Raw genomic sequence first — 23,156 nt, 5'->3', positions numbered from 1 at the left:
TGAGTCGGCCAAACCGTCGAGCATGCATTCCGCCAGCGGCGTTTCACTGACCGTCGGCACGGGACGGAGTCGGCCCAGCCGGCTCCCCCGGGCTCCCACAACCGGAGGTGAGCTCGCGTGAGTGGCGACGAGGAGCTCGCCAAGGACCTCGGACTCGTCTCCGCGATGACGATCGGGATCGGGACGATGATCGGGGCCGGCATCTTCGTGCTCCCCGGCGTCGCCGCAAACGAGGCGGGGCCGGTCGTCGTGCTCTCCTTCCTCATCGGCGGGGCAGTGGCGATGGTGAACGCGCTCTCCGTCTCCGAGCTCGGGACCGCGATGCCGAAGGCGGGCGGCGGCTACTACTACGTCAACCGGGCGCTCGGTCCGATGTTCGGCTCGATCGCCGGGCTCGGCGACTGGCTCGGACTCGCCTTCGCCTCCGCGTTCTACTCCATCGGCTTCGGACAGTACCTCGTGACGATGATCGGCGATACGACGTTCACGCTCCCGGTTCTCGGCGCCATCTCGCTGCTTCCGTCGATCGGCCCGCTGAACCAGATCCAGATGGGCGCGCTCGTCGCCGGCGTCATCTTCGTCGGCGTCAACTACGTCGGCGCCAAGGAGACCGGCGGCATCCAGACCGTCATCGTCACGATCCTGCTGGCGATCCTCGGCGCGTTCGCGCTCGCCGGCTGGTTCTCGTTCGACTACGGCACGCTCACCGCCGACGGCTGGGCGCCCACGCCCGAGGGGTACGGCGCCATCCTGCCGGCGACCGCCCTGGTGTTCGTCTCGTTCCTCGGCTACGCGAAGATCGCGACCGTCGCCGAGGAGATGAAGAACCCCGGACGAAACCTCCCGATCGCCATCATCGGATCGGTCGCGATCGTGACCGTGATCTACGGGATCCTCGTCACCTTGATGCTCGGGATCGTCCCGTGGGACCAGCTCGACCTCGACGCGCCCGTCGCCCAGGCGGCAGAGATCGCCTTCCCCGACCAGCTGTTGGGTGTCAGCGGCTTCTCCGCCGCCGCCGCCACCGTGATGACGCTCGGCGCCCTGCTGGCGACGGCCTCCTCGGCGAACGCCTCGATCCTCTCATCGGCCCGGATCAACTTCGCGATGGGGCGTGACAAGATCGTCACCAACTGGCTCAACGACATCCACCCCACGTTCGCGACGCCGTACCGCTCGATCCTGGTCACCGGTGGCATGATCGTCTTCTTCATCATCCTGCTCGGTCGGAGCGTCGAGGTGCTCGCACAGGCGGCCTCCGTGCTCCACCTGATCGTGTACGCGCTGATGAACGCCGCCCTCATCGTGTTCCGTGAGGCCGACGTGCCCGAGTACGACCCCGATTTCACGGTGCCGCTGTATCCGCTCACGCCGATCCTCGGCATGGTGTTGTCGCTCGGGCTCATCGCGTTCATGAGCCCGGTCGAGATCGGGCTCTCGATCGCCTTCGTGGTCGGGGCCATTCTCTGGTACTTCCTGTACGCCCGAAGCGAGACGACCCACCAGGGCTACCTCGGGCAGTACATCCTCGACCGTGCCGAGGAGATGCCGGAGCCCGCCGTCTCCGCCGCCGAATCCGTCCAGCCGGACAAAACGGACTACCGCGTGATGGTACCGCTGGCGAACCCCCGTACCGAAAAGGAGCTGATCGAGCTCGCGTCAGTCATGGCGAAGGCGAACGACGGCATCGTCGAGGCGGTCCACATCGTCACGGTGCCCGACCAGACGCCGCTGTACGCCGGCGCCGACCACGTCGAGCAGATCGACGCCGAGTCCCAGCGGCTGCTCGACTCCGCGCGCTCGAACGCCGAGACGCTCGGCGTCGACGTGGAGACGCGCACCGTCGTCTCCCACCAGTCGTTCGAGGAGATCTTCGACGCCGCCGAGACCGGCGAGGCCGACCTCGTCGTGATGGGGTGGGCGAACCAGCCGTTCTGGTCGTCCGGCACCGTCTCGCGCGGACTCGACGAGCTCACGCGGGAGTTGCCGTGTGACTTCCTCGTGCTCAAGGACCGCGGCTTCGACCCTCAGCACGTGCTAGTGCCGACCGCCGGCGGGTCCGACTCGGACCTCTCGGCGGAGGTCGCCCGCGTGCTCCGAGACGGCCGCGGCTCCGAGGTCGAGCTGCTGTACGTCGTGGACGACGACGAGAAGCGTGCGGCCGGCACCGAGTTCCTCGGCGGCTGGGCACAGGAGCACGAGCTCGGCGACGCGACGCTCACCGTCGACACCGGCGGCGACGTGGAGGACGCGATCGACCGCCACTCGCGGGACTCCACGATGGTGATCGTCGGCGCCACCGACCGTGGGCTCCTCTCGCGGCTGTTCAGCGGCTCGCTGGTGTACGACATCGTCAACGAGGTCGACTCCACCGTCCTGTTGTGTGAACGCCCCGACACCCGATCGCTGTGGGAGCGGCTGTTCGGCCGGAGCGAAAAGCCGGTCGAGGACGACGAGTAGCGCTCCCAGTCCCCGGCGCGCCGGGAATCCCTCGACCGCACGATGTCCCGTCGGGCGACCGGGAGACCCTTCGGTCGCCGACCCTCCCGATCCGACTCCTTAACTACGGACCTGCACAACGTGCCCCCAGTGAGCGACTCGATCCCGACCGGCTGTGACCCGGTCGACGACCTGTTGGGCGGCGGCTTCGAGCGCGGCGTCGTCACGCAGGTGTACGGCCCGCCGGCGGCCGGCAAGACGAACCTCGCGCTCGCGGCGGCGGTGGAGGTGGCCGCCGAGGGCGGCCGCGTCCTCTACATCGACACGGAGGGGCTCTCCGTCGACCGCTTCCGGCAGATCGTCGCCGCGCGCGCCGGCGAGGACGCCGTCGAGGAGGTGGCCTCGCGACTGATCATCTCGGAGGCGTACGACTTCGCGGACCAGCGGGAGGCGGTGCGCGACGCCGAGGAGATCGCCGAGGAGGTCGAGCTGATCGTGCTCGACTCCGCGACGGGCTTCTACCGGCTGGAGCGCGCCGACGACACGGAGAGTGGACAGTCCCTGCGGAAGGTAGCAAAGCAGGTGACACACCTGCTCTCGCTGGCGCGACGCCACGATCTCGCGGTCGTGATCACCAATCAGGTGTTCACGGACCCCGACGCCGACCGCACCCGGGGGCTCGGGGGAAACACCCTCGAACACTGGACGGGCGCGATCCTCCGTGTCGACCGGTTCCGCGGCGGGAACCGCCGCGCGACGCTGGAGAAACACCGGTCGAAGGCCGCCGGCGACAGCGCCACCTTCCGGATCGTTGACGGCGGGCTCGCGGACGGCCCGGACGTGTAGGAGCGGGACGGCGCTGCTGACGAGTCGTCGTCATCGGAAATAGAACGAACGCGTCCGCCCGTCGAGCGGTCATTCGACGGGCAGCGTGCCGGAGACGGTCGTCGGTTTCGGTCCTACAGCTCGCCCAGCTTGCGGAGGAGCTGGCCGCGGTACTCCTCGTCGGCGTTGACGCCCTTGATCTCGAGGACGTTCCGCTCCAGCCTGTCGAGCCCGACGTGGAAGGCGTGCTCGGCGCCGTACCCCTCGCCGGTGCCGGCCACCTGCCCCTTGCTGGTTCGCAGCCGGATCTCACACCGGATGAGCGGCGTGCCACGGAGCTTCTCCTTGTGCTGGTGGAGCCGCACGTGTGCGTGGAACACCTGCATGTCGGCGTACTTGTCGGCGACCTGCTCGATCGACTCGACGATGTGCTCGCGCGTCGTCGTGTCGAGCAGCTCGATGTTGGTGATCTGCACGTCCATCGACTCCTTCTCGGTGAACGTGAGCGCGCGCAACACGTCGGTCTTGGTGATGATGCCCGACACCGCCGCGTCGGACTCCGAGGGCGTGACGACGAGCCCCGAGATGTCGTTGTCGAACATGCGCTCGACGGCCGCCTTGGCGGTTTCTCCGGGGGAGGCCGCCACAACCGGGGTCGACATCATGTCGTAGACGGGAAGGTCGAGCATTCGGTCGATGTCGCCGGCGCGGTCGCCGTGCCCCTGCCGGTCCTGGTCACGAACGATGAAGTCGACGATATCGTTCGTCGTGATGATCCCGGCGAGCTTGCCGTCCTCGTCGAGAACGGGGAGGCGTGACACGTCGTTCTCGCGGAGTCGGTTGATCACCTGTCCGACCCGGTCCTTCTCGCCGATCGTGACCACGTCGTCGGTCGCGATCTGGTCGACGGTGATCGCGTCCAGGCTGTCGAGGACGGCCTCCAGAATCGCGTCGACCGTGACGATCCCGTAGAGCTTCTCGCCCTCGTAGACGGGGGCGATCTTCACGTCGCCCTCGACGAGGAGGCGGGCGGACTCCCGCACGTCCTCGTGGCGGTCGATCTGCGGGGCGGGCTTCATCACGCCCGAGACCTTCGTGTCGTCCTCGCGGCGCGAGCGCAGAACCTGCTTCTCTCCGACAACGCCCGCGTACTCGCCGTCCTCCGTCACCACGATCCCCTTCGGGTTCTCCCGCTCGAAGAGGGATCGGACCTTGGCGAGACGCTCGTCGACGTCTACCTCGACGTACTCCGGCACTGCGATATCAGCGATGTTCATGGTCCAATTGGAGAGTACAGCGGGACGGGTATTGAAAGTGGGGGCAGATTTTCACGCGTCACGTGGACAGTCCACACGGCTTTCGTCCGGCGATTGACAGCTGGTCGGCCGCCGTACGACCGTCACGACGGGTGGTCGTTCGATTCGCCATTAGTCGCCGGCGCGCCGGACGATGAACACGTCGAAGGCGTCATCGGCCGCAACCGTCGGGGCGACGTTCGTGATGGAGGTGACAACGTGGCCCGCGTTCTCGCTACCGAGCACGACCACGTCCGCGTCGACCGCGCGCGCTCGCCGCCGGATCGCGCTGACGACACGTCCGCTCACCTCTCGTTTGCCGACGAAACGGGTCTCGAACGACGCCTCCGGTGCCACGTTCGCGGCCCGCGACCGGAGTTGGTCGGCGACGCGCTCGGCGCCGTACTCCGCGTCGGGATAGTCGGGAATCAGGTCGCGCTGACGAGCCCAATCCACGTTACCGCGGGGGATCACCGCGAACGCTCGGACGGCGGGAGCGTCGTCCGTTTCCGCCTCCACCGCCTCGTCGGTCGCCGCGAGATCGGTGGCCCTGCCGAGTGCCGCTTGCGAGAGCTGACTGCCGTCGAAGGGGACGAAGTAGGTCACAGCGACAGTACGGCGGTGATCGGGTTAAAACGCCCCCGTGGGTGCCCGTGGCTCGACGGGAATCCGCTCAGTCTTCGATGAACGTGCCAAGCTGCTCGCCGGGCTCGATGCCGTTCCACAGCGCGGCGTGGGCGCGAGCCTCGCCGGCGACCCAGTCGCCCGCAACGTGGAGGTCGGCAGTGCGCCCGCCGTCGTCCGGGTTGACGTAGTTCGCGCCGTGGTCGTACCGGCAGCCGTTTCGCCGGCGGGTCGCCGCGCGACCACCCACGCCCCGGCTCTTCTCCAACAACGTCACGTGGTGGTTCTCCCCCGGAGCGCGTCGGCGGCGCCCGCGCCGGCCGCGCCGGCGCCGACGATACACAGGGGTGCCATGCGACCGTTGGGGTCGGCGCTAATAAGGGGATGTCGTCGGGGCAGGGTGGCCGGTTGGGCCCGTGACGACGTGTACGCGTCGGTGAAAGACTTTTGCCCCTCGTTCGCCCACTATCAGCCATGTACGACGCCGTCGTCTTCGACAACGACGGGGTGTTGGTCGGCCGCACGCCGTTCGACACCCTTCGGGAGGCCGCCTGGGACGCCTTCGAGCGCGCCGGCGTGGCCGATCCCGACCTCGCCCACGTCGAGGACGTGGCGGTCGGCGTCGACGCCGGCACGCTCGCGTCGATCTGTGAGCGCTACGGGATGGACCCGACGGAGTTCTGGCGGGTCCGCGACGCGACCGCGAGCGAGGCACAGGTCGCCGACGCGCGCAGCGGCCGGAAGACGCCGTACGACGACGTCGACGTGCTCGACCGCATCGACGCCTCCCTCGGCGTCGTCTCCTCGAACCAGCAGGCGACCGTCGACTTCCTGCTCGACCACTTCGGGCTCGCCGGGCGCTTCGAGACGGCGTACGGCCGGGAGCCCTCGGTCGCCAGCCTCTCGCGCAAGAAGCCCTCCCCGTACTACATCGAGCGGGCGCTGGAGGACCTCGACGCCGAAACCGCGCTGTTCGTCGGCGACAACGAGTCCGACGTGCGAGCCGCCGACAACGCCGGCATCGACTCCGCGTTCATCCGTCGGCCCCACCGCCGGGAGTTCGAGCTCTCGTGTCACCCGACATATGAGATAGACGACCTCCACGACCTCGTGAGCATCTGTGGCCGCCGTCAGCGCTTCAAATGAGGCGGTGACGACGGGAGAACACCCTCTCACAGGTCGTTCGACGCGTGTCCGCGGCGACTAAGTGGTCTCGTACGTCTCTCCTCGCATGGACCTTCCGCCGGTCGGTCTCGGCACGATGGGGGTCGACGACCCCGACACCGTCGCGACCGCCCTCGATGTCGGCTATCGCCACCTCGACACCGCCCGCATCTACGGGAACGAGCGCGTGGTCGGAGCGGGACTGGCGGCGAGCGACGTCGACCGCGACGACGTCACCGTCGCCACCAAACTCTGGGTCGACGACCTCGCCGGTCCCGCGGTCGAGCCCGCCGCGCGCGAGAGCGCCGAGCGGCTCGGTGTCGACCGACTCGACCTCCTCTACGTCCACCGTCCACGCGGCGATTACGACCCGGAAACGACCCTGCCGGCGGTCGACGCCCTCCGCGAGAACGGGCTGGTCGGCGAGCTCGGGGTGTCCAACTTCGAGCTGGACGACCTGAAACGTGCCCGCGAAACGCTCGGGAGGCCGCCGGCCGTCCACCAGACCGAGCTCCATCCGCTGTTTTTCCGTCCCGAACTGCTGGCACACGCGCGGGAGCACGGCTACGCCGTCGTCGCGTACTCCCCGCTCGCCGGCGGACGGGTGAGCGAGGTGGACGCCGTCGTCGAGGTCGCCGAGCGCCACGGGACCACCCCCGAGGCGGTCGCACTCGCGTGGGTGCTCGCGAAGGACCCGGTCGTGGCGATTCCGAAGGCGTCGAGTCGAACCCATCTGGAGGCGAACCTCGCCACGACGGAGATCGCGCTCTCTCCGACGGACGTCGCCGCCATCGACGCCGTCGACCGCGAGGTGGAGCTGTATCCGGAGTGAAGACACGGGCGATACGCCGACGAACATACACGATCGTGGGCATATTGTCGGGAGTTCAGGGCATATGAATCCTTAAGTGTGTGTTTTCGAATGAGCACGTATGGTAGATACCACGCGTACGAGCGGGACCGTCGACGACCGCCGTCGTCGGCTGCTCGCGGCCGCCGCGGGCGGGCTGTCGATGGGTGCGCTCGGCGTTGGCGCCGCCGGAAACGCCGCCGCCATCGACGAGGACACGCTGACGATCATCCACGACACCCACTTCCACGGGCGGTTCGAGGACGCCGACGACCCTGAAAAGGAGATCGCCCGGTATCAGACGCTCGTCGACGAGATCCGCGAGGAGTATCCCAACGCCATCTACCTCGGCAACGGTGACGACCTCGCTCCCTCCGTGCTCGGGCTGGAGTTCGAGGGCGCACACATGATCGAGGCGATGAACGAGATGGATGTCGACGCCGTCGGCGCCGGCAACCACGAGTTCGACTTCGGCGTCGAAGTCGCCGAGGAGCGGTTCGAGGAGTCGTCGTTCCCGTGGGTGATCGCCAACCTGCTCACGCCCGACGGCGAGCCGGTTCCGGGCGCCGAGCGCTGGACGACGGTCGAGACGGAAGACCACACCGTCGGCGTCTTCGGGATGGGGACGACCGGCTTCCACTCGATCACCGATTACCCCGACGACTGGCAGGTGCTCGGCTACGAGGAGGCCGCCCAGGACGCCGTCGAAGCCCTCGAAGAGGACTGTGACTTCATCGTCTGCGCCTCGCACGCACCCAGCAGCGCGCACGACGCGATCGCGGGCGTCGACGGCGTCCACGCCGTCGTCGGCTCCCACTCGGGCGTCGTTTTCGACGAACCCGACGAGAGCGAGAACGGAGTCATTGCCGAGTTCGGCGACGAGTTCGACCACATCGGCCGGCTCACCTTCGAGGTCGACAATCAGGCGCTCACCGACTGGGAGCGCCTCGACCTCTACGACTCCGAAGCGGTCGAGGAGGCCGGCGTCGAGCCGCCGGAGGGGACGGACCACCACACCCCCGTCGACGTACAGGACGTGGAGCGCGACGACGGGATCGCGGCGATCGCCGACGAGTACCTCGCCGACCTCGAGGAGCGGCTCGGCGAGCCGGTCGTCGAGAGCGAGGTGGAACTCAACGCCACCTTCGAGAACTACGAGACCGAGACCGGCTGGGGCAACCTGATGACCGACATCATGCGTGAGGTCGGCGACCTCGACGAGGAGATCGCCGCGGCGTTCCAGAACGCCGGCGGGATCCGCTCGGACGCCACCTACGGCCCGGGAGAGATCACCGGCAGCGACGTGATGGACGTCCTTCCGTTCCCGAACGAGGTCGAGGTGTACGAGCTCACCGGCGCGGAGATCGTCTCGTACCTCGAAAGCGAAGTGCGCCCGATGCCGGACGGCTTCGGCGCCCAGCCCGCGATCCAGGTGTCCGGCGTCTCCTACGAGTGGCGCGGTCACCACGACGAGAGCGAGGTGTACAACGTGTGGGTCGGCGACGAGCCGGTCGACGAGGAGGAGACGTACCTCGTCGCCACGAACGACTACGTTGCGGGCAACTCGTCGGCGTTCGACGAGGACTCGCTCGTGCTCCAGTCCGGCCAGTTCCAGGGACCGTTCATGATGGACTACCTCGACGAGCACGTCGATACGATCGCCCCCGAGCCCGAGAACCGGATCATTCGCGTGGACGAGGCGTTCGACGAGACGACCGTCGAGGGCGACGATGAGACGTTCACCGTCTCCATCGACGGCCACGACGCGTTCGAGGACCCCGTCGACGGGACCTACCGGCTGGTGGCGCCGACCCACGGCGAGGTCGAGGCCGAGGCGGTCGAGACCAACGGCGGAATCTCCGTGACGTTCGACACGTCGGCGGTCGCCGACCTGTTCGCCGACGCCGGCGTCGAGACGCTCTCCGTGCTCGGCGAGGTCGAGCCGAACGACGAGCACTACGGCTACGAGGACGACGGCGAGACGATGAGCCTCCCGGTCAACCCCTCCTACGACCACGCGAAGGTCCGCCTGAGCCTCACGGCCGCGGACGTGGAGGACCCCTCGTCGGCCGCCGGCGAGGGGACGGATGCGCCGGACACGCCCGACGGGGATGACGCGTCCGACGACGAGGCGCCCGGCTTCGGCCCCGTCGCCGGTGCCGCCGGCGTGACCGGCGGCGCCTACCTCTACGGCAAGCTCTCCGGCGGCGACACGGACGACTTCGCGGAGTAACACCCCTGCGTCAGGGATACCGGCGAAACCCGCGCGACGCCGACGACCTCTTTAGAACTCGCTGCTAACGAGTTCGTACGCCACTGAATGACCCTCCCAGACCCCGACTCCGTTTCCCGTCGCGAGTTCACGAAAGCCGCCGTCGCGCTCGGCGGCACCGCCGGGCTCTCGGCGTGTCTCGGATATGGGGACGACCCAAACGGGTCCGAGACGAATGGAGCGGCGGATGACGGACTCCCCGGCGTTCCGACGGGTGACCCCGAGGGAGTGCCGGCTCGTCAGCACGCCTGGAACGAGTCTCTCCCCACGGACGACGACGGCAACGTCGTCGCGCCGGTCCACCACGTGCTCCGGTACGCCGACCTCACGGTCGACGTATCGGACACGGAGGCGCTGTCCGAGGCGCGAGAGACGCTGTCCGCAGCCCTCCGCGACCTCGAAGCCGCCTTTGAGTGGTCCAACGAGGGGCTGCTGTTCACCGTCGGCTACGCGCCGGCGTACTTCGACCGGTTCGACGGCGACCTCCCCGACGCGGTCGACCTCCCGGAGCCGACGGCGCTCACCTCGCTGGAGGACCCCGCGTTCGACGAGGCCGACGTGCTGGTCCACCTCGCGAGCGATGCGCCCGAAGCCGTGCTCGCGGCCGAGGAGGCGCTGTTCGGCGACGAAACGACCGCGAACGGCGTCGACGTGACGGACGCGAGCGACCTGTTCGAGCGGGTCGACCGCCGGACCGGGTTTCTTAGTGCGGGGCTCCCGCGTGAGAAGCGTGCGGAGGCCGCCGGCGTTCCGGACGACGCCCCAATTCCGGAGGGCGCACCGCTGTTCATGGGGTTCCGCAACGGCTTCGCCGCCTCGCAGGCGACGGAGGACCGCGTGAGCATCGCGGACGGGCCGTTCGCCGATGGAACCACCCAGCACGTCTCGAAGCTCCGGACCCAGCTCAACGCCTGGTGGAACCAGGAGAACCACCGGCAGCGCGTCGCGAAGCTGTTCAGCCCGACACACGCCGACGAGGAGCGCGTCGGCGAGTGGGGCGAGCGGCTCGGTGCCGACCCCGCGGTCGCCGACCTTCCCGAGGACGCCGTCGAGTTCGCCCGCGAGGAGGGGGTCGTCGGCCACGCGCAGAAGGCGGCTCGCGCCCGAGATGACGGCGATCCGGTCCTCCTCCGTCGGGACTTCCCGACGACCGACGACGACCACACCGGCCTCCACTTCGTCTCGCTGCAGGAGTCCGTCGCGGACTTCGTGCGCGTCCGCGAGGCGATGACCGGCGAGGACATTACAGACGAAACCGGCGTGGGAACCCGCGTGAACAACGGCATCCTCCAGTACGTGTTCGTGCGCCGACGCGGGAACTACCTCGTGCCGCCGCGTGCGCACCGCAGCCTTCCAACCCCCAACCCTTCCACCGATGACTGACGACACTGACCTCACCACCGACACTGGCGCCGAGAGCGACACTGGCGCCGACACGGAAGCACCAATGACCGACCAGCCCTCGACGGACGGCGACCGATCGTCTCCACGACTCACCCGCCGACGGGTCGTCGCGAGCGGCGCGGCGTTGGGAGCCGCCGCGCTCGCCGGCTGCGCGGACGACGAGTCGGACGACACCCCCACTCCGGACGAGGAGACGCCTCCCGAGACGGACGACCCCGACGAGAACGGGGACGACGAACCGGAGTCGGCCGCCCCGGACCTTCCGCAGGTCGAGGACCCGCCGGCGGCGACGTACATCCCCACCCACTTCGAGGCGATGCGCCACCTCGAACCGGTCGAGGCCGGCGAGTTCGAGGTGGAGCCGATGATCACCTATCCGCACGCCTTCTGGAACGTCACCGGCGACGAAGCGGAGATCGCCGAGCCGAGCGGGTCGGACGACGTTCACCTGATGGCGGCGGTTCGCGACGCCGAAACCGGCGAGGTGCTACCCGCCGAAACGGGGACCGAGATCGAGGTTGGGCTCGAAGGTGAGTCGAAGTCGCCGCACGCGCCGTGGCCGATGATCTCCCAGGAGATGGGCTTTCACATCGGCGACAACGTGCCGCTCGGCGAGGACGGCACCTACGAGGTCGATATCCGGGTCGCGCCCATCGACGTGGACAAAACCGGGTCGTTCGACGGACGCTTCGAGGAGGCGGCCACCGCGTCGTTCACCTTCGAGTACGACGAGGACTTCCGCCGGGAGGTCGTGAGCGGGATCCACTATCTCGACGAGGAGCACTGGGGCGAACACGGGTCGCTCGCGAACCACATGGCCGGGCACGGTGACCACGACCACGATCATCACGACGGTGACGGGGATGACGACGGTCATGAGCACCACGAGGACGAAGACGAGGACGGTCATGAGCACCACGACGGCGAGGAAGATGGTCACGAACACCACGACGGCGAGCACGGCCACGACCACGACCATCACGGAGATGAACGGTGGTCCGAGGGTGAGGGTCACCACCGATTCGGCACGTATCTGCGGGACGCCGACGAGGGCGAGCTTCCGCCGGCGGACCACCTTCCGGGCCACCTGCTCGGCGAGCCCGTCGTCGCCGACGCGCTCCTGGCGACGACCGTCGTGGACCGCGACTCGCGGTTCGTCGACGACGACGACGCCTACTACCTCCTTGTGTCGCCGCGAACGCCGTACAACCGGTCGATGCTCCCGATGATGGCGCTCGGCTACGAGCTCCGTCGCGACGGTGAGACGGTCGCCTCGGGGTCGCTCCGTGACACGCTCGACCCGGATGTCGGCTACCACTACGGCGCGGCGCGCGACGACCTCAGGGACGGGGACGAGCTCGTCGTCACGGTCGAGACGGTGCCGAACGTCTCCCGCCACGCCGGCTACGAGACGGCATTTCTGGATGACGGAAGCGTGGAACTGGAGGTTGAACTGCCGTGATCGACCGACCAGGAAGTGGGGAGATCCCCCGAACGATGCTCGTGCTTGTCGTCCTCTCCACCCTCGCGCTCGGCGTCGGTGTGGGGCTGGCTGGGACGGCGACCGCCGGCGACAACGTCGCCATCATCGACTTCGATCCGGACGAGGTCGAGGTCGAACCGGGCGAAGAGGTCGAGATCGACGTGGTGATCAGCACGGACGGCGCCCACGGCGACGTGGGGGTCCGGGAGGTCGTGCTCCGGGTGGACTATCCCACGGAATCCCTGACAGTCACCCGGGTTGAGGGGAACGACTGGTTCCACGAGTTGGCCGCGGAGGAACAGGATCTCGACCCGAACGAGGAGACCGCGATCGACGACGACCACGGTGCCGCCAGGATCGAACAGTCGGTGACCGACCGGTCCGGCGTCGTCGGGGAGGCGGTCTTCGCCACCGTCACCGTCGAGGTGCATGAGGACGCCGACCCGGGAGTCGCACAGCTGAGCCTCGTCGGCACGGACGGCGACCCGACGGAAGTGGTTCTCTCGACGGACTGGCCACAGCCGCTCTCGACGGCGCCCGGCGAGCTCGTCATCGCTGGCGGCGGCGAGGACGTATCGCCGGCGTGGAGCGACGAGGCCTTCGCGGAACCGGCGGACGGGGCGACGGAGGAGACCGACGACGACGCTCCCGCACCGATCGGCGCGGCCATCATCGGCGTGCTGACCGCAATGTGGCTGTGCAGCCGGCGGTAGTTCGGCAGACAGCGCCGCGTTGAGCCACACGCGAGCGAAGGCCCTCTCGGCGAAATCCGTCGCGTATCTTCAAGGTTTTATGGACGGCGGGCGACCCACAGTGTATGAGCCATCGCATTCTTCTGCTGGGCGCACCCGGTGCCGGAAAGGGGACACAGAGCAAGAAGCTCGCCGAGGCGTACGACATCGAGCACGTCACGACCGGGGACGCGCTCCGCGCGAACAAGGACATGGAGACGGAGTACGGCACGCCGCGCTCGTTCATGGAGGCCGGCGAGCTCGTGCCGGACCCGGTGGTCAACGAGATCGTCAAGGCCGCACTGGAGGAGGCCGACGGCTTCGTGCTCGACGGCTACCCGCGAAACCTCTCGCAGGCGGAGTACCTCTCCGAGATCACCGACCTCGACGCCGTCATCTTCCTCGACGTCGACGAGGAGGTGCTCGTCGACCGGCTGACGGGTCGTCGGGTGTGTGACGACTGTGGCACCAACTTCCACGTCGAGTTCCAGCCGCCCGAGGAGGAGGGCGTCTGTGACGAGTGCGGCGGCGAGCTGGTTCAGCGCGACGACGACACCGAGGAAACGGTCCGCGAGCGGCTCGAGGTGTTCCGCGAGAACACCGAGCCCGTCATCGAACACTTCCGCGAGGAGGGCGACCTCGTCGAGGTCGACGGCGAGGCGACGCCGGACGAGGTCTTCGAGCGGATTCAGGACGTCATCGAGTCGTAGACCACCAGGGAGGAAAACAGTCGTCGCGGCGGTGGGGGACCTTTCTCGCGGCGGCAACCTACAAGGTTCTTAACCGTCGGTTGCTAACCCCCCGTCAATGAGCAAGGTCGAACGGAGGGTGCGCTCGCTAGTCCAGGAGGACGGCGAGATGCGGGACGCCCTCGAAGTCGTCCTCGACCACGCCGGCGACGGCGAGGTCCAGTGGGTCGACGTCCGTGACGAGATCAGCAGCGGCCAGTGGGGGCGGCTGATCGAAAAGGAGATCCTTGTGGATGGCGAGTCGGGCTTCGCGCTCGCCGACCGCGAGGGGATAGAAGCCGGTTTGGAAACCGACGACGCGGACTACACCAGCGGCGGGGACTTCGAGACCCCAGAGACCACCTCATGGTCCAAGTGGGACAAACTCGCCGCGCTGTCGACGGTCGGGTTCTTCGTCGGCTACGCGTTCGCTCCCGTGCGAAACGTGATCGCCGGCGCGATCGACCTCGTGTTCGGGCCGCTGATGAACGTCGTGCCGTTTTACGTCGTCATCATGGTCGTCGCGCTCGCGACCGGCCTCTACTCGACGCTGTTGCGCGCCGGGCTGATGGACATGGACAAGATGAGCGTCTATCAGGACCGGATGAAGGACATCCAACAGCGCCGGAAGGAGGCGAAGGAGAACGACGATCAGGAGGCGCTCGACGCCATTCAGGAGGAGCAGATGGAGGCGATGGGCGACCAGCTCGGCATGTTCAAAGAGCAGTTCCGTCCGATGGTGTGGATCATGTTCCTCACCATTCCGGCGTTCCTCTGGATGTTCTGGGTCGTCGGCTACCGCGGTGCGGAGGCTCAGTACACCCTTGAGACGATCGTGATCCCCTTCGCGGGCACCGTCGAGTGGACGACGGGCGTCATCGGGCCGATCCAGGTGTGGATCGTTTGGTACTTCTTCTGCTCGATGGCGTTCACGCAGATCGTCCAGAAGAGCCTCAACATCCAGATGTCGCCGACCTCGTCGTAGGCGTTCGAGTTTCGCGGTCACCCGTTTTATTGCCCCCCGCTGCGTGACGACGGTTCATGAGCGTGTTTTATAAGTGGGGTGCGGGGATCGACCCCGACCATCCGACGGTCGACCGCGCGTACGACGAGTATCTCGTCACCGAGAACGGTGAGGAACTCCTCGACGCGGCGTCGGGCGCACTCGTCGCCAACCTCGGCCACTCGGTTCCCGGCGTCGCCGACGCGATGGCCGAACAGGCCGACCGCGTCGGGTACGTCTCCACGTCACATTTCCGCGTCGAGCCCGCCGAACGGCTCGCCGACCTCGTCGCCGAGTTCGCGCCCGGCGACCTCTCGACGACGTTCCTCGTCAACTCCGGAAGCGAGGCGAACGAGACGGCGATCAAGCTCGCGCGCTCGTACCACCTCGCACGGGGAAACCCCGAGAAACACCGCGTCGTGAGCCGGTACGGGAGCTACCACGGCGCCACCCTCGGGACGCTCTCGGTCGGGGGAAATCCGAGCCGGAAGGCCGACTGGGCGCCGCTGCTTGCTGACACGCCACGGATCGCGCCCGCGTACCCCTACCGCTGGGAGCACGACGGGACGCCCGCGGAGCAGGCACGCGCCGCGGCCCGCGAACTCGACCGCGTCATCCGGCGGGAGGGGGCGGAGACGGTCGCGGCATTCATCGCGGAACCCGTCTCCGGGTCGACGCTCGGCGCCGCACACCCCCATCCCGCCTACTACGAGGAGGTGCGGCGGATCTGTGACGACCACGACGTCCTGTTCGTCGCCGACGAGGTGATGACCGGATTCGGACGAACCGGTGACCGCTTTGCGACGACCGGGTTCGGCGTTACGCCCGACATTCTCACGGTTGGAAAGGGGCTCTCGGGCGGCTACGCGCCGATCGCTGCGGCGATCGTTCACGACCGGATCGCTGCGGAGTTCCCCGCCGGCGGCGACGCCACCTTTCCGCACGGCCACACGTTCAGCGCGAACCCGCTCTCCGCACGGGTCGCGGAGACGGTCGTCGAGCGCTACGACGACGAGCTGATCGCGGACGTGCGACGCCTCGGCGAGCGGCTCCGGGAGCGGCTCCGCGAGACACTGGGCGACCACCCACACTTCGGCGAGGTTCGCGGGCGCGGATTGATGGTCGGCGTCGAGTTCGTCGCCGACCGGGAGACGAAAGCCCCGTTCGGCCCCGACGAGAAGGTCGCCGAGCGGCTGTACGACGCCTGTCTCGACCGCGGCGTGTACGTGTATCCCGGTACCGGCTGCGTCGACGGGGAGGCGGGTGACCACGTCCTGCTCGGGCCGCCGTTCACCACCTCGCCGGATGACATCGACCGGATCGCCGAGACGCTGGCGGCGGCGACCGACGAGGTAACCAGCTCGCCGTGTTGACGGTCGAGATTTTTGGGCCGGGAGATTAAAGGCCTATATTGCCTACTAACGGGTATGGACGCTGACGGGTTGCTCGACGTGCTGGGCAACGAGCACGCGCGTGAGCTTCTCGTGGCCACCGCCGACCGTCCCTGTTCCGTGGACGAACTCACGGAACTGACGGACGCCTCCCAACCGACGGTGTACCGCCAAGTGGAGGCCCTTCAGGAGCTCGGGTTGTTACATGAGCGACGCGGATACGCTGACGGCACCCACTACCGCACGTACGAAGCGGAATTAGCGACTATCGCCGTCGAGCTCACGCCGGAAGGATTCGACGCCGTCGTGGACGCGGTCGAGCCCGAGGCGGTCGAGGATGATTCGTCGGACGGTCTGGACCACGACTCGCCGACGACGCGCTCGCCGTAGGCGAAAACGGGCGGGAAGCGGTGGCGGGTCGCCGGACCTCCGACGTTTGACGGTGTCGACTACAGCTCCCGCAGGTCGGCCAGACACTCGTCGAGGTCGCGAGTGGAGGTCGCGAGCGAGAAGCCGTCGACGCGCGCGAGGTCGCCGGCGTGCTCCCAGAGGTCCTCGGACTCGATGCCGTGGAGGACGACGGCGTTCGGCGTGGGCGAGACGACGCGCATCGCCACGAGCGGCGATTCCCCGCGGGTGACGCCGCTGAACACGAGCGCGCGGTTGGTCGATTGCCCGTACAGCCGGTAGAACTCCTCGCTGGAGAGCCGAGTGATCGCCTGGATCGAGTTGATCACGGTGTGGCCGTTGACGTGGTCGCGGTCGCCGCGCACGATCTCGGTCGCGCCCATCGCCTCGTAGAACTCCTCCAGGGGAACGGCGGTGGAGTACTCCCGGAGGTCGTGGACGATGTCGCTCTCGAAGCCGGCCGAGAGCACGCGGGCGTACTGGCGAAGCCGGCCGCCGCCGCGGCGCTCGTCGATGTCGAGCAGCGCCTCGACCATCCGGCGGACGACGCCGATCCCCGGGCTCTCACGGCGCCCGCTCTCGTAGTCGGAGACGACCGACGAGGAGACGTCGAGCTGGTCAGCGATCTCCGTCTGTGAAACGTCGAAGTCGGTGCGCCACTTCCGGAGAGTCGCCCCGGGATCGTCGGATAACGTGATCTCGCCCGCGATCCGCCGGGCGAGCTCATCGCGTGCGGTCTCGCTCATCGACGGACCCACGAGCGAGCGACTCAAAAGGCTGCCGAAAGCGGGGTTCGTCAGGCGTCGATAGCTGGCGGACGCCGGCGATTCGGGACGTACGGTGGCGGGTTTGGGAACATCCGCCCCCGATCCGTCGCCCTTTTGCCCGCGGACCGGGTAACTCGTCCAAGCGATGGCGACGTACCACATCGAGACGTACGGGTGTACCTCCAACCGGGGTGAGAGCCGGCAGATAGAGCAGGCGCTGCGCGACGGCGGCCACCATCCGGCGGAGGGACCCGCGGACGCGGACGTCGCCATTCTGAACTCCTGTACCGTCGTCGAGAAGACGGAACGGAACATGCTCCGACGCGCCGAGGAGCTGGAAGAGGAAACCGCCGAACTCGTCGTGACGGGCTGTATGGCGCTCGCGCAGGGCGAGGAGTTCGACGAGGCCGGCATCGACGCCGAGGTGCTCCACTGGGACGAGGTGCCGGGCCACGTGCTCAACGGCGAGTGCCCCACGACGACGCCCGACTCGGAGCCGATCCTCGACGGCGTCGTCGGCATCCTCCCCATCGCGCGCGGCTGCATGAGCAACTGCTCGTACTGTATCACCAAGTTCGCCACCGGGCGCGTCGACTCCCCCTCCATCGAGGAGAACGTCGAGAAGGCCCGCGCGCTGGTCCACGCCGGCGCCAAGGAGCTCCGGATCACCGGCCAGGACACCGGCGTCTACGGCTGGGACAACGGCGACCGCAAGCTCCCCGAGCTGCTCGACCGGATCTGCGACATCGACGGCGAGTTCCGGGTTCGGCTCGGGATGGCGAACCCCGGGGGCATCCACGGCATTCACGAGGAGCTGGCGGACGTGTTCGCCCGCAACGAGAAGCTGTACGACTTCATCCACGCGCCCGTCCAGTCGGGGTCGGACGAGGTCCTCGCGGAGATGCGCCGGCAACACCGCGTCGACAAGTTCCGCGAGGTGGTCGCGGCGTTCGACGACCGGCTCGACCACTGGACGCTCTCGACCGACTTCATCGTCGGCTTCCCCACCGAGACGGACGCCGACCACGAGCGGTCCATGGAACTCCTCCGGGAAGTCCGTCCCGAGAAGATCAACGTCACCCGGTTCTCGAAGCGGCCCGGCACGGACGCCGCCGACATGAAGGGGCTTGGCGGGACCCTCAAAAAGGAGCGCTCGAAGGCAATGTCCGCTCTGAAGATGGACGTGGTCAGGGAGGCGTACGAGGCGATGGTCGGCGAGACGTACGAGGTGCTCGTCGTCGAGGAGGGGACCGCCGACTCCGTGAAATGTCGTGACCCCGCCTACCGGCAGGTGATCGTCCAGAACGCCCCTGAAAAGGGCGTCGCGGTCGGCGACTTCCTCGAAGTCGAGATTACCGGGCAGAACACGGTGTACGCCTTCGGCGAACCGGTTTAAGAGGTGGCCGGGGAGGCGGCCCCGCCGTCCGCCGGCGACCCCGCCATCCGCCGGCGCGTTCCCCGAGCGCAACCCCTATCCTCGTTCGTCGGCAACGGACGCCCATGACCTTCGACCCGACTCAGCAGGGACTCGACGCCGACGAGGTCGAATCGCGCGTGGCGGACGCCATCGAGACCAACGATGTCGTGCTGTTCATGAAGGGCACCGCGCGGATGCCCCAGTGCGGCTACTCGAAGAAGGCGCTCGGGCTGCTCGGCCAGTACCGCGACGAGTTCGAGACCGTCGACGTGCTCCAGAACACCGACGCCTTCCGCGAGGCGCTCGCCGAGCGCAGCGGGTGGGAGACGATCCCGCAGACGTTCGTCGACGGCGAGTTCGTCGGCGGGAGCGACGTGCTCGAGGAGCTCGATGAGCGCGGCGAGCTTGCCGCCGAACTCGGCGTGGACCCCGATACCGTCGACGACGACACCGGCGCCGGTGATGCCGGGAGCGCGGGTCCCGAGGCACCGTTCTAAGCGACCACTCGACGCGTGTGAAGCCGATTTTTGCTGTGTTGAAATTGTAGAGAGTGGCATTCACACCCCGATTAGAACAGATACGCCAGTGACCGGCTCCGGGAGTACGTGTATCACGTGAGCGGGTTCGACGTTTCTAAGTAGGATGTGGGTGGGGTTGTGGATCGTTTATAAGTGGCTGCTGAGGTGAGCACGACGGCGAACAGCTCCAAAGCCCCAGCCGGCTCCGGTCGAGGGGCTTGTTGCGCGCTCAAAAGGCCTCTCGGCACCGCCCGGCCTTTTGAGTGCTTACGTCGCCCGTCTTCCCGGACCACGGGCGAGACGGTCGGGAGACCGTCTCGCTGTTTCCCGCCTGCGGCGGGAACGGCTGCCCCTTTGAGTCCCACCCGACCGCAACCGCACAGCACCTCACACCTCCCCAGCCTCGGTCGCCGGCGGCCGCGGAGCGGTCCCGCGGCCGCCGGCGACCTCCCTCGCGCGCGTTCCTCGCGCGCGCCGACCGCAGTCTAGATTTATAAGGGAGCAGCGGAACCTCTCACGGCCATTTATAAGCTCTCACCGATGCCGTCGGTTGCAATACCTACTCCCGATGTCGATCAGGAAGCACTCTTTATCGACTGCTGTTTTGGAATCATGTGACTGAAGAATCGGATTTCAACGGAGCCGCTTTCATCGCTATCGTCGCCAACCCCGGAACCCCTTTGAGGTGCGGCGCCAACTCTCGACTATGATCGACGAGACGGTCGCCGAGATCCGGGCGATGCGGACCCACAGCACGTCGGTGGTCGCCGTGAAGGCGACCCGGTCGCTCGCTGACCTGTTGGAACGCGAGTATATGACGGTCGACGAGTTCGAGCGCGACCTCGAACACAATGCCGGCGTGCTCCGCCGGTCGAACCCCTCCCACGCCGCGCTCCACAACGCGATGCGGGAGGTCGAACGCTCCGTCGTCGGCGAGGCGACCACCGTGGAGGGCGCCAAACAGCTGCTCGAGGACACCATCGAGCGCGTGGTCGACGACGTGGAGACGGCGAAGGCGGCCGCCGCCGACAACGCCGCCGAGCGGATCGACGACGGCGACACCTTGCTCGTCCACGACTACTCGACGACGGTGTTGGAGGCGATCGAAACTGCCGCGATGGAGGGCAACCACCTCACCGTCTACGTCACCGAGGCGCGTCCGCGCAAACTCGGCCGCCGGACGGCGCGGGCGCTCGCCGGCATGGATCGCGTCGACGTGCGGATCGTCGTCGACGGCGCGATGGGGTACGCGCTCCGCGACTGTGACCGCGTCCTCCTCGGGATCACCTGCATCACCGGCGGCACGCACTACAACCGGATCGGGACGTTCCCCGTCGTGGTCACCGCCCGCGAGCTCGGCGTCCCCGTCAGCGTCGTCGGGTCCGGCGCCAAGCGCATCGAGGAGTTCCGCTTCGAGAACGAGTTCCGCGACGACGTGGAAGTCATGCGCGAGCCGATCGAGAACGTCACCGTCGAGAACCCCTCCTACGACGCCACCCCGATCGGGATGATCGACACGATCATCACCGACGAGGGCGTCGAGGAGCGGTAGTCCGTGACTTAACCGGGGCGGCGGGTGTTACCTTAAACGTCTTTGCACACCTGTGAGACGTATCTATCCCTTTCCGAGAACCTGATCACTGGGTAGTGTTTACCGTTTGGGGATGACGTATTAATCAACCGTTTAGTAGGGATGACCGAACGTTTTGATCGTCACGATATATGGTGTCGAAACACCACCTAAAATCTATGAACGCACCTGATTGTATCTCAAAAGCAGTATTTACAAACAAACGTTCAGTTGATCCTGTCGAAACGGAGAGAGATCTTGCCACCCGTTGATCTCCTCCACTGGGGGCTCGCCGCGATCCCGCTCGTACTGCTGCTCGTCACGCTCGTGGTGTTCCGGTGGCAGGCCCACGAGGCGGCCGCCGTCGGGATGTTCTCGGCGATTCTCGTGGCGTTCGGCGCGTATCGCGCCGGCGTCACCGACGTTGCGGTGGCGAGCGCCGTCGGAATCTGGGAGTCGGTGTTCATCCTCTACATCATCATTCCGGCGCTGGTCTTCTACCACGTCATCGACCGGGCCGACGGGTTCGATGCGCTCCGTGAGGAGATCAGCACGTTCACCGACAACGAGCTGTTTCTCGTGCTCGGCTTCGGCTGGGTGTTCGTCTCGTTCATGCAGTCGATCTCCGGGTTCGGCACGCCCATCGTCGTCGTCGCGCCGCTGCTGCTCGCACTCGGCGTCAAACCCGTCTACGCGGTCGCGATCCCGCTGGTCGGGCACGCGTGGGCGAACACCTTCGGCACCCTCGGCGTCGCGTGGGTGACGCTCGAAGGACTCGTCGAGATGCAGAGCGTGCTCGCGACCGCGCTCGCTGCCGGCGTCCTCCTGTGGATGGTGAACGTCGTCGCCGGCGTCACCATCGCGTACATGTACGGCCGGACGCAGGCCGTCCTGTACGCGCTCCCGATGATCGCCGTCGTCTCGCTGGTCCACGGTGGCGGTCAGCTGGTCGGCATCCAGTTCTGGGAGCCCGCCTTCGCGAACTTCCTCGCCGCCTCGCTGGCGCTGCTCGTGCTCGCACCGCTCGCGCTGCTGAAGCCGTACGCCAGCGAGAGCGGGAGCGTCGACGTGACGCCGGCGATGGCCGAGCGGATCGCGCCCGCCGGCACGCCCGGAGAGCGGTCCGCGGTCACCGACGGCGGCATCGTGGACGCCGAGGCGGTCGCCGCCGACGAGAACGACCAGGGGCTGATGAGCCTCCCGCTCGCGGCGCTTCCGTTCATCGTGCTGGCGGTCGTCGCGTTCGTGACGGCCGCCGTCGAACCGCTCGGCGACCTGCTCGCGACCGCCGAGTTCGTCGTACCGTTCCCCGCAGTCGAGACGGGATACGGCGTCGAAACCGCCGCAGTCGGGGCCGGCGACGGGCTGGCTCCGCTGTCCCATCCCGGCTCGTTCCTGTTGTTGTCCGCGCTCGTCGCGTACGTCGCCTACCGGGTCACCGGCCACTACGAGGCGGCCGCCGCGCGGCGCGAGGAGCCGGCGCTTGGCCTCGGGCGGGTCGTGCTCGCGACCGCCATTCCCGCGACCGTCGCGGTGATGGGCTTTCTCGTGATGGCGCTCGTGATGGACTACACCGGGCAGACCGCCGTGTTGGCCCGCGGGATAGCCGAGGTGTCCACGCCGGCGACGTACGGGCTGCTCTCGCCGCTCATCGGGGCGCTCGGCTCGTTCATGACCTCGAGTAACACCGCCTCGAACATCCTGTTCGGCGGGCTCCAACAGGAGACCGCCGGCGCGCTCGGCACCGACGAGTCGTGGATCCTCGCCGGCCAGACCGCCGGCGGCGCCATCGGGAACGCCATCTCGCCCGCGAACGTGATCCTCGGCACCACCGCCGTCGGAATCGTCGGAAAGGAGGGCGACGTGCTCCGGCGGACGATTCCGTGGGTCGCCGCCGTCGCGACCGCCATCGGGGTCGCCATCGTCGTGTTCACGACCGTCGGCTTCCTGGGGGTGGCCTGAATGGACGCCATCAGACTCCAGACCGTCGCGTTCCTGCTGTTGACGCTGGCGATGCCGCTCATCAGCTACGGCTCGATGGCCGGGAACGAGACGCTGGCTGTGGTCGGCCTCGTCGCCATCGCGGTCGGCGCGGCGATCCCCGTCGGGCTCCGCCTCCGTCGAACTGACGTGACACCCGCCTAAGGGAACGTCCCACTAAGGCGTCCGCTGCGATGTCTTCACCCGGTCGAATCCGCCGCAGTGGATGAAGCTAAGTACGTCCGGAAGTGCCGTTCCCATACGCTTGCACGACCCCGAGAGCACCG

Annotated in this window: 19 protein-coding genes and 2 pseudogenes; 17 read left to right on the top strand and 4 right to left on the bottom strand. The window is 67.8% G+C overall.

Annotated elements, in window-relative coordinates; all coding sequences use genetic code 11:
- The first annotated feature begins 117 nt into the window (after positions 1 to 117).
- Both ACYQ07_RS14135 and radB read left to right on the top strand, forming a co-directional pair.
- Positions 118 to 2,460, top strand: a complete 2,343-nt coding sequence (locus ACYQ07_RS14135; protein ID WP_459882712.1) for an amino acid permease — start codon at positions 118 to 120, stop codon at positions 2,458 to 2,460.
- A gap of 129 nt (positions 2,461 to 2,589) precedes the next feature.
- Positions 2,590 to 3,285, top strand: coding sequence for a DNA repair and recombination protein RadB (radB, locus tag ACYQ07_RS14130; RefSeq protein ID WP_459882711.1), 696 nt, complete (start codon positions 2,590 to 2,592; stop codon positions 3,283 to 3,285).
- A 113-nt stretch (positions 3,286 to 3,398) separates the two neighbouring features.
- On the opposite strand, the gene ACYQ07_RS14125 is transcribed toward radB, so the two are convergent.
- From ACYQ07_RS14125 to ACYQ07_RS14115, 3 genes and pseudogenes are all read right to left on the bottom strand, one after another.
- Entirely contained in the window at positions 3,399 to 4,541 is a 1,143-nt protein-coding gene (locus ACYQ07_RS14125; RefSeq protein WP_459882709.1) for a CBS domain-containing protein, read from the bottom strand.
- Positions 4,542 to 4,691: 150 nt separating this feature from the next.
- Positions 4,692 to 5,165: a universal stress protein gene (locus ACYQ07_RS14120; protein ID WP_459882708.1), complete on the bottom strand. Its 474-nt coding sequence runs from the start codon at positions 5,163 to 5,165 to the stop codon at positions 4,692 to 4,694.
- A gap of 190 nt (positions 5,166 to 5,355) precedes the next feature.
- Positions 5,356 to 5,537, bottom strand: a pseudogene (locus tag ACYQ07_RS14115) (NAD(P)-binding protein); the annotation flags it as partial.
- A gap of 120 nt (positions 5,538 to 5,657) precedes the next feature.
- Between ACYQ07_RS14115 and ACYQ07_RS14110 the strand changes: the two are divergent.
- The 10 genes from ACYQ07_RS14110 (at position 5,658) to ACYQ07_RS14065 (ending at position 16,599) form a co-directional block, all read left to right on the top strand.
- The gene (locus ACYQ07_RS14110) at positions 5,658 to 6,329 is read left to right on the top strand and encodes an HAD family hydrolase (RefSeq protein ID WP_459882707.1); all 672 of its coding nucleotides are present in this window, start codon (positions 5,658 to 5,660) and stop codon (positions 6,327 to 6,329) included.
- 85 nt (positions 6,330 to 6,414) lie between these two features.
- Positions 6,415 to 7,179 (top strand): aldo/keto reductase, encoded by a 765-nt coding sequence (locus ACYQ07_RS14105; protein WP_459882705.1) that lies wholly within the window; start codon positions 6,415 to 6,417, stop codon positions 7,177 to 7,179.
- 100 nt (positions 7,180 to 7,279) lie between these two features.
- Positions 7,280 to 9,430, top strand: coding sequence for a bifunctional metallophosphatase/5'-nucleotidase (locus tag ACYQ07_RS14100; RefSeq protein ID WP_459882702.1), 2,151 nt, complete (start codon positions 7,280 to 7,282; stop codon positions 9,428 to 9,430).
- An 87-nt stretch (positions 9,431 to 9,517) separates the two neighbouring features.
- Positions 9,518 to 10,852, top strand: coding sequence for a DUF7405 family protein (locus tag ACYQ07_RS14095; RefSeq protein WP_459882699.1), 1,335 nt, complete (start codon positions 9,518 to 9,520; stop codon positions 10,850 to 10,852).
- Positions 10,845 to 12,335 carry a DUF7350 domain-containing protein gene (locus ACYQ07_RS14090; protein WP_459882697.1) on the top strand — a complete coding sequence of 497 codons (1,491 nt, stop codon included), beginning with the start codon at positions 10,845 to 10,847 and terminating at the stop codon, positions 12,333 to 12,335. The genes ACYQ07_RS14095 and ACYQ07_RS14090 overlap by 8 nt, the downstream gene beginning before the upstream one ends.
- Positions 12,332 to 13,069 (top strand): hypothetical protein, encoded by a 738-nt coding sequence (locus ACYQ07_RS14085; RefSeq protein WP_459882695.1) that lies wholly within the window; start codon positions 12,332 to 12,334, stop codon positions 13,067 to 13,069. Before ACYQ07_RS14090 ends, ACYQ07_RS14085 begins: the two co-directional genes overlap by 4 nt.
- Before the next feature lie 104 nt (positions 13,070 to 13,173).
- Positions 13,174 to 13,797, top strand: coding sequence for an adenylate kinase (locus ACYQ07_RS14080; RefSeq protein ID WP_459882693.1), 624 nt, complete (start codon positions 13,174 to 13,176; stop codon positions 13,795 to 13,797).
- Between the two features lie 97 nt (positions 13,798 to 13,894).
- Positions 13,895 to 14,800: a DUF106 domain-containing protein gene (locus tag ACYQ07_RS14075; RefSeq protein ID WP_459882691.1), complete on the top strand. Its 906-nt coding sequence runs from the start codon at positions 13,895 to 13,897 to the stop codon at positions 14,798 to 14,800.
- A 56-nt stretch (positions 14,801 to 14,856) separates the two neighbouring features.
- A complete protein-coding gene (locus tag ACYQ07_RS14070) occupies positions 14,857 to 16,191 on the top strand; it encodes an aminotransferase family protein (RefSeq protein WP_459882689.1) in 1,335 nt (444 codons plus the stop codon).
- Positions 16,192 to 16,245: 54 nt separating this feature from the next.
- Complete coding sequence (locus ACYQ07_RS14065) at positions 16,246 to 16,599, top strand: ArsR/SmtB family transcription factor (protein WP_459882687.1); 354 nt, start codon at positions 16,246 to 16,248, stop codon at positions 16,597 to 16,599.
- 59 nt (positions 16,600 to 16,658) lie between these two features.
- Here ACYQ07_RS14065 and ACYQ07_RS14060 read toward each other — a convergent pair whose 3' ends face one another.
- Entirely contained in the window at positions 16,659 to 17,363 is a 705-nt protein-coding gene (locus ACYQ07_RS14060) for a helix-turn-helix domain-containing protein (RefSeq protein ID WP_459882685.1), read from the bottom strand.
- Positions 17,364 to 17,529: 166 nt separating this feature from the next.
- Between ACYQ07_RS14060 and ACYQ07_RS14055 the strand changes: the two genes are divergently transcribed.
- From ACYQ07_RS14055 to ACYQ07_RS14035, 5 genes and pseudogenes are all read left to right on the top strand, one after another.
- Entirely contained in the window at positions 17,530 to 18,780 is a 1,251-nt protein-coding gene (locus tag ACYQ07_RS14055) for a tRNA (N(6)-L-threonylcarbamoyladenosine(37)-C(2))-methylthiotransferase (RefSeq protein ID WP_459882683.1), read from the top strand.
- 104 nt (positions 18,781 to 18,884) lie between these two features.
- Positions 18,885 to 19,220, top strand: a pseudogene (locus ACYQ07_RS14050) (glutaredoxin family protein); the annotation flags it as partial.
- A gap of 805 nt (positions 19,221 to 20,025) precedes the next feature.
- On the top strand, positions 20,026 to 20,871 hold the full coding sequence (locus ACYQ07_RS14045) for an eIF2B alpha/beta/delta subunit family protein (protein ID WP_459882681.1): 846 nt from the start codon (positions 20,026 to 20,028) through the stop codon (positions 20,869 to 20,871).
- A 276-nt stretch (positions 20,872 to 21,147) separates the two neighbouring features.
- On the top strand, positions 21,148 to 22,851 hold the full coding sequence (locus ACYQ07_RS14040; protein WP_459882679.1) for an L-lactate permease: 1,704 nt from the start codon (positions 21,148 to 21,150) through the stop codon (positions 22,849 to 22,851).
- The gene (locus ACYQ07_RS14035; protein ID WP_459882677.1) at positions 22,852 to 23,034 is read left to right on the top strand and encodes a hypothetical protein; all 183 of its coding nucleotides are present in this window, start codon (positions 22,852 to 22,854) and stop codon (positions 23,032 to 23,034) included.
- The last annotated feature ends 122 nt before the right edge of the window (positions 23,035 to 23,156 follow it).

This window comes from Halorubrum gandharaense (assembly GCF_054654575.1).
This window is presented reverse-complemented; position numbering and strand designations above follow the sequence as displayed.

Bases quoted from the DNA above. Each gene is read 5' to 3' on its own strand.
- ACYQ07_RS14125 (WP_459882709.1), bottom strand. From the start codon at position 4,541: ATGAACATCGCTGATATCGCAGTGCCGGAGTACGTCGAGGTAGACGTC.
- ACYQ07_RS14110 (WP_459882707.1), top strand. From the start codon at position 5,658: ATGTACGACGCCGTCGTCTTCGACAACGACGGGGTGTTGGTCGGCCGC.
- ACYQ07_RS14105 (WP_459882705.1), top strand. From the start codon at position 6,415: ATGGACCTTCCGCCGGTCGGTCTCGGCACGATGGGGGTCGACGACCCC.
- ACYQ07_RS14100 (WP_459882702.1), top strand. From the start codon at position 7,280: ATGGTAGATACCACGCGTACGAGCGGGACCGTCGACGACCGCCGTCGT.
- ACYQ07_RS14095 (WP_459882699.1), top strand. From the start codon at position 9,518: ATGACCCTCCCAGACCCCGACTCCGTTTCCCGTCGCGAGTTCACGAAA.
- ACYQ07_RS14090 (WP_459882697.1), top strand. From the start codon at position 10,845: ATGACTGACGACACTGACCTCACCACCGACACTGGCGCCGAGAGCGAC.
- ACYQ07_RS14080 (WP_459882693.1), top strand. From the start codon at position 13,174: ATGAGCCATCGCATTCTTCTGCTGGGCGCACCCGGTGCCGGAAAGGGG.
- ACYQ07_RS14075 (WP_459882691.1), top strand. From the start codon at position 13,895: ATGAGCAAGGTCGAACGGAGGGTGCGCTCGCTAGTCCAGGAGGACGGC.
- ACYQ07_RS14070 (WP_459882689.1), top strand. From the start codon at position 14,857: ATGAGCGTGTTTTATAAGTGGGGTGCGGGGATCGACCCCGACCATCCG.
- ACYQ07_RS14065 (WP_459882687.1), top strand. From the start codon at position 16,246: ATGGACGCTGACGGGTTGCTCGACGTGCTGGGCAACGAGCACGCGCGT.
- ACYQ07_RS14060 (WP_459882685.1), bottom strand. From the start codon at position 17,363: ATGAGCGAGACCGCACGCGATGAGCTCGCCCGGCGGATCGCGGGCGAG.
- ACYQ07_RS14055 (WP_459882683.1), top strand. From the start codon at position 17,530: ATGGCGACGTACCACATCGAGACGTACGGGTGTACCTCCAACCGGGGT.
- ACYQ07_RS14045 (WP_459882681.1), top strand. From the start codon at position 20,026: ATGATCGACGAGACGGTCGCCGAGATCCGGGCGATGCGGACCCACAGC.
- ACYQ07_RS14035 (WP_459882677.1), top strand. From the start codon at position 22,852: ATGGACGCCATCAGACTCCAGACCGTCGCGTTCCTGCTGTTGACGCTG.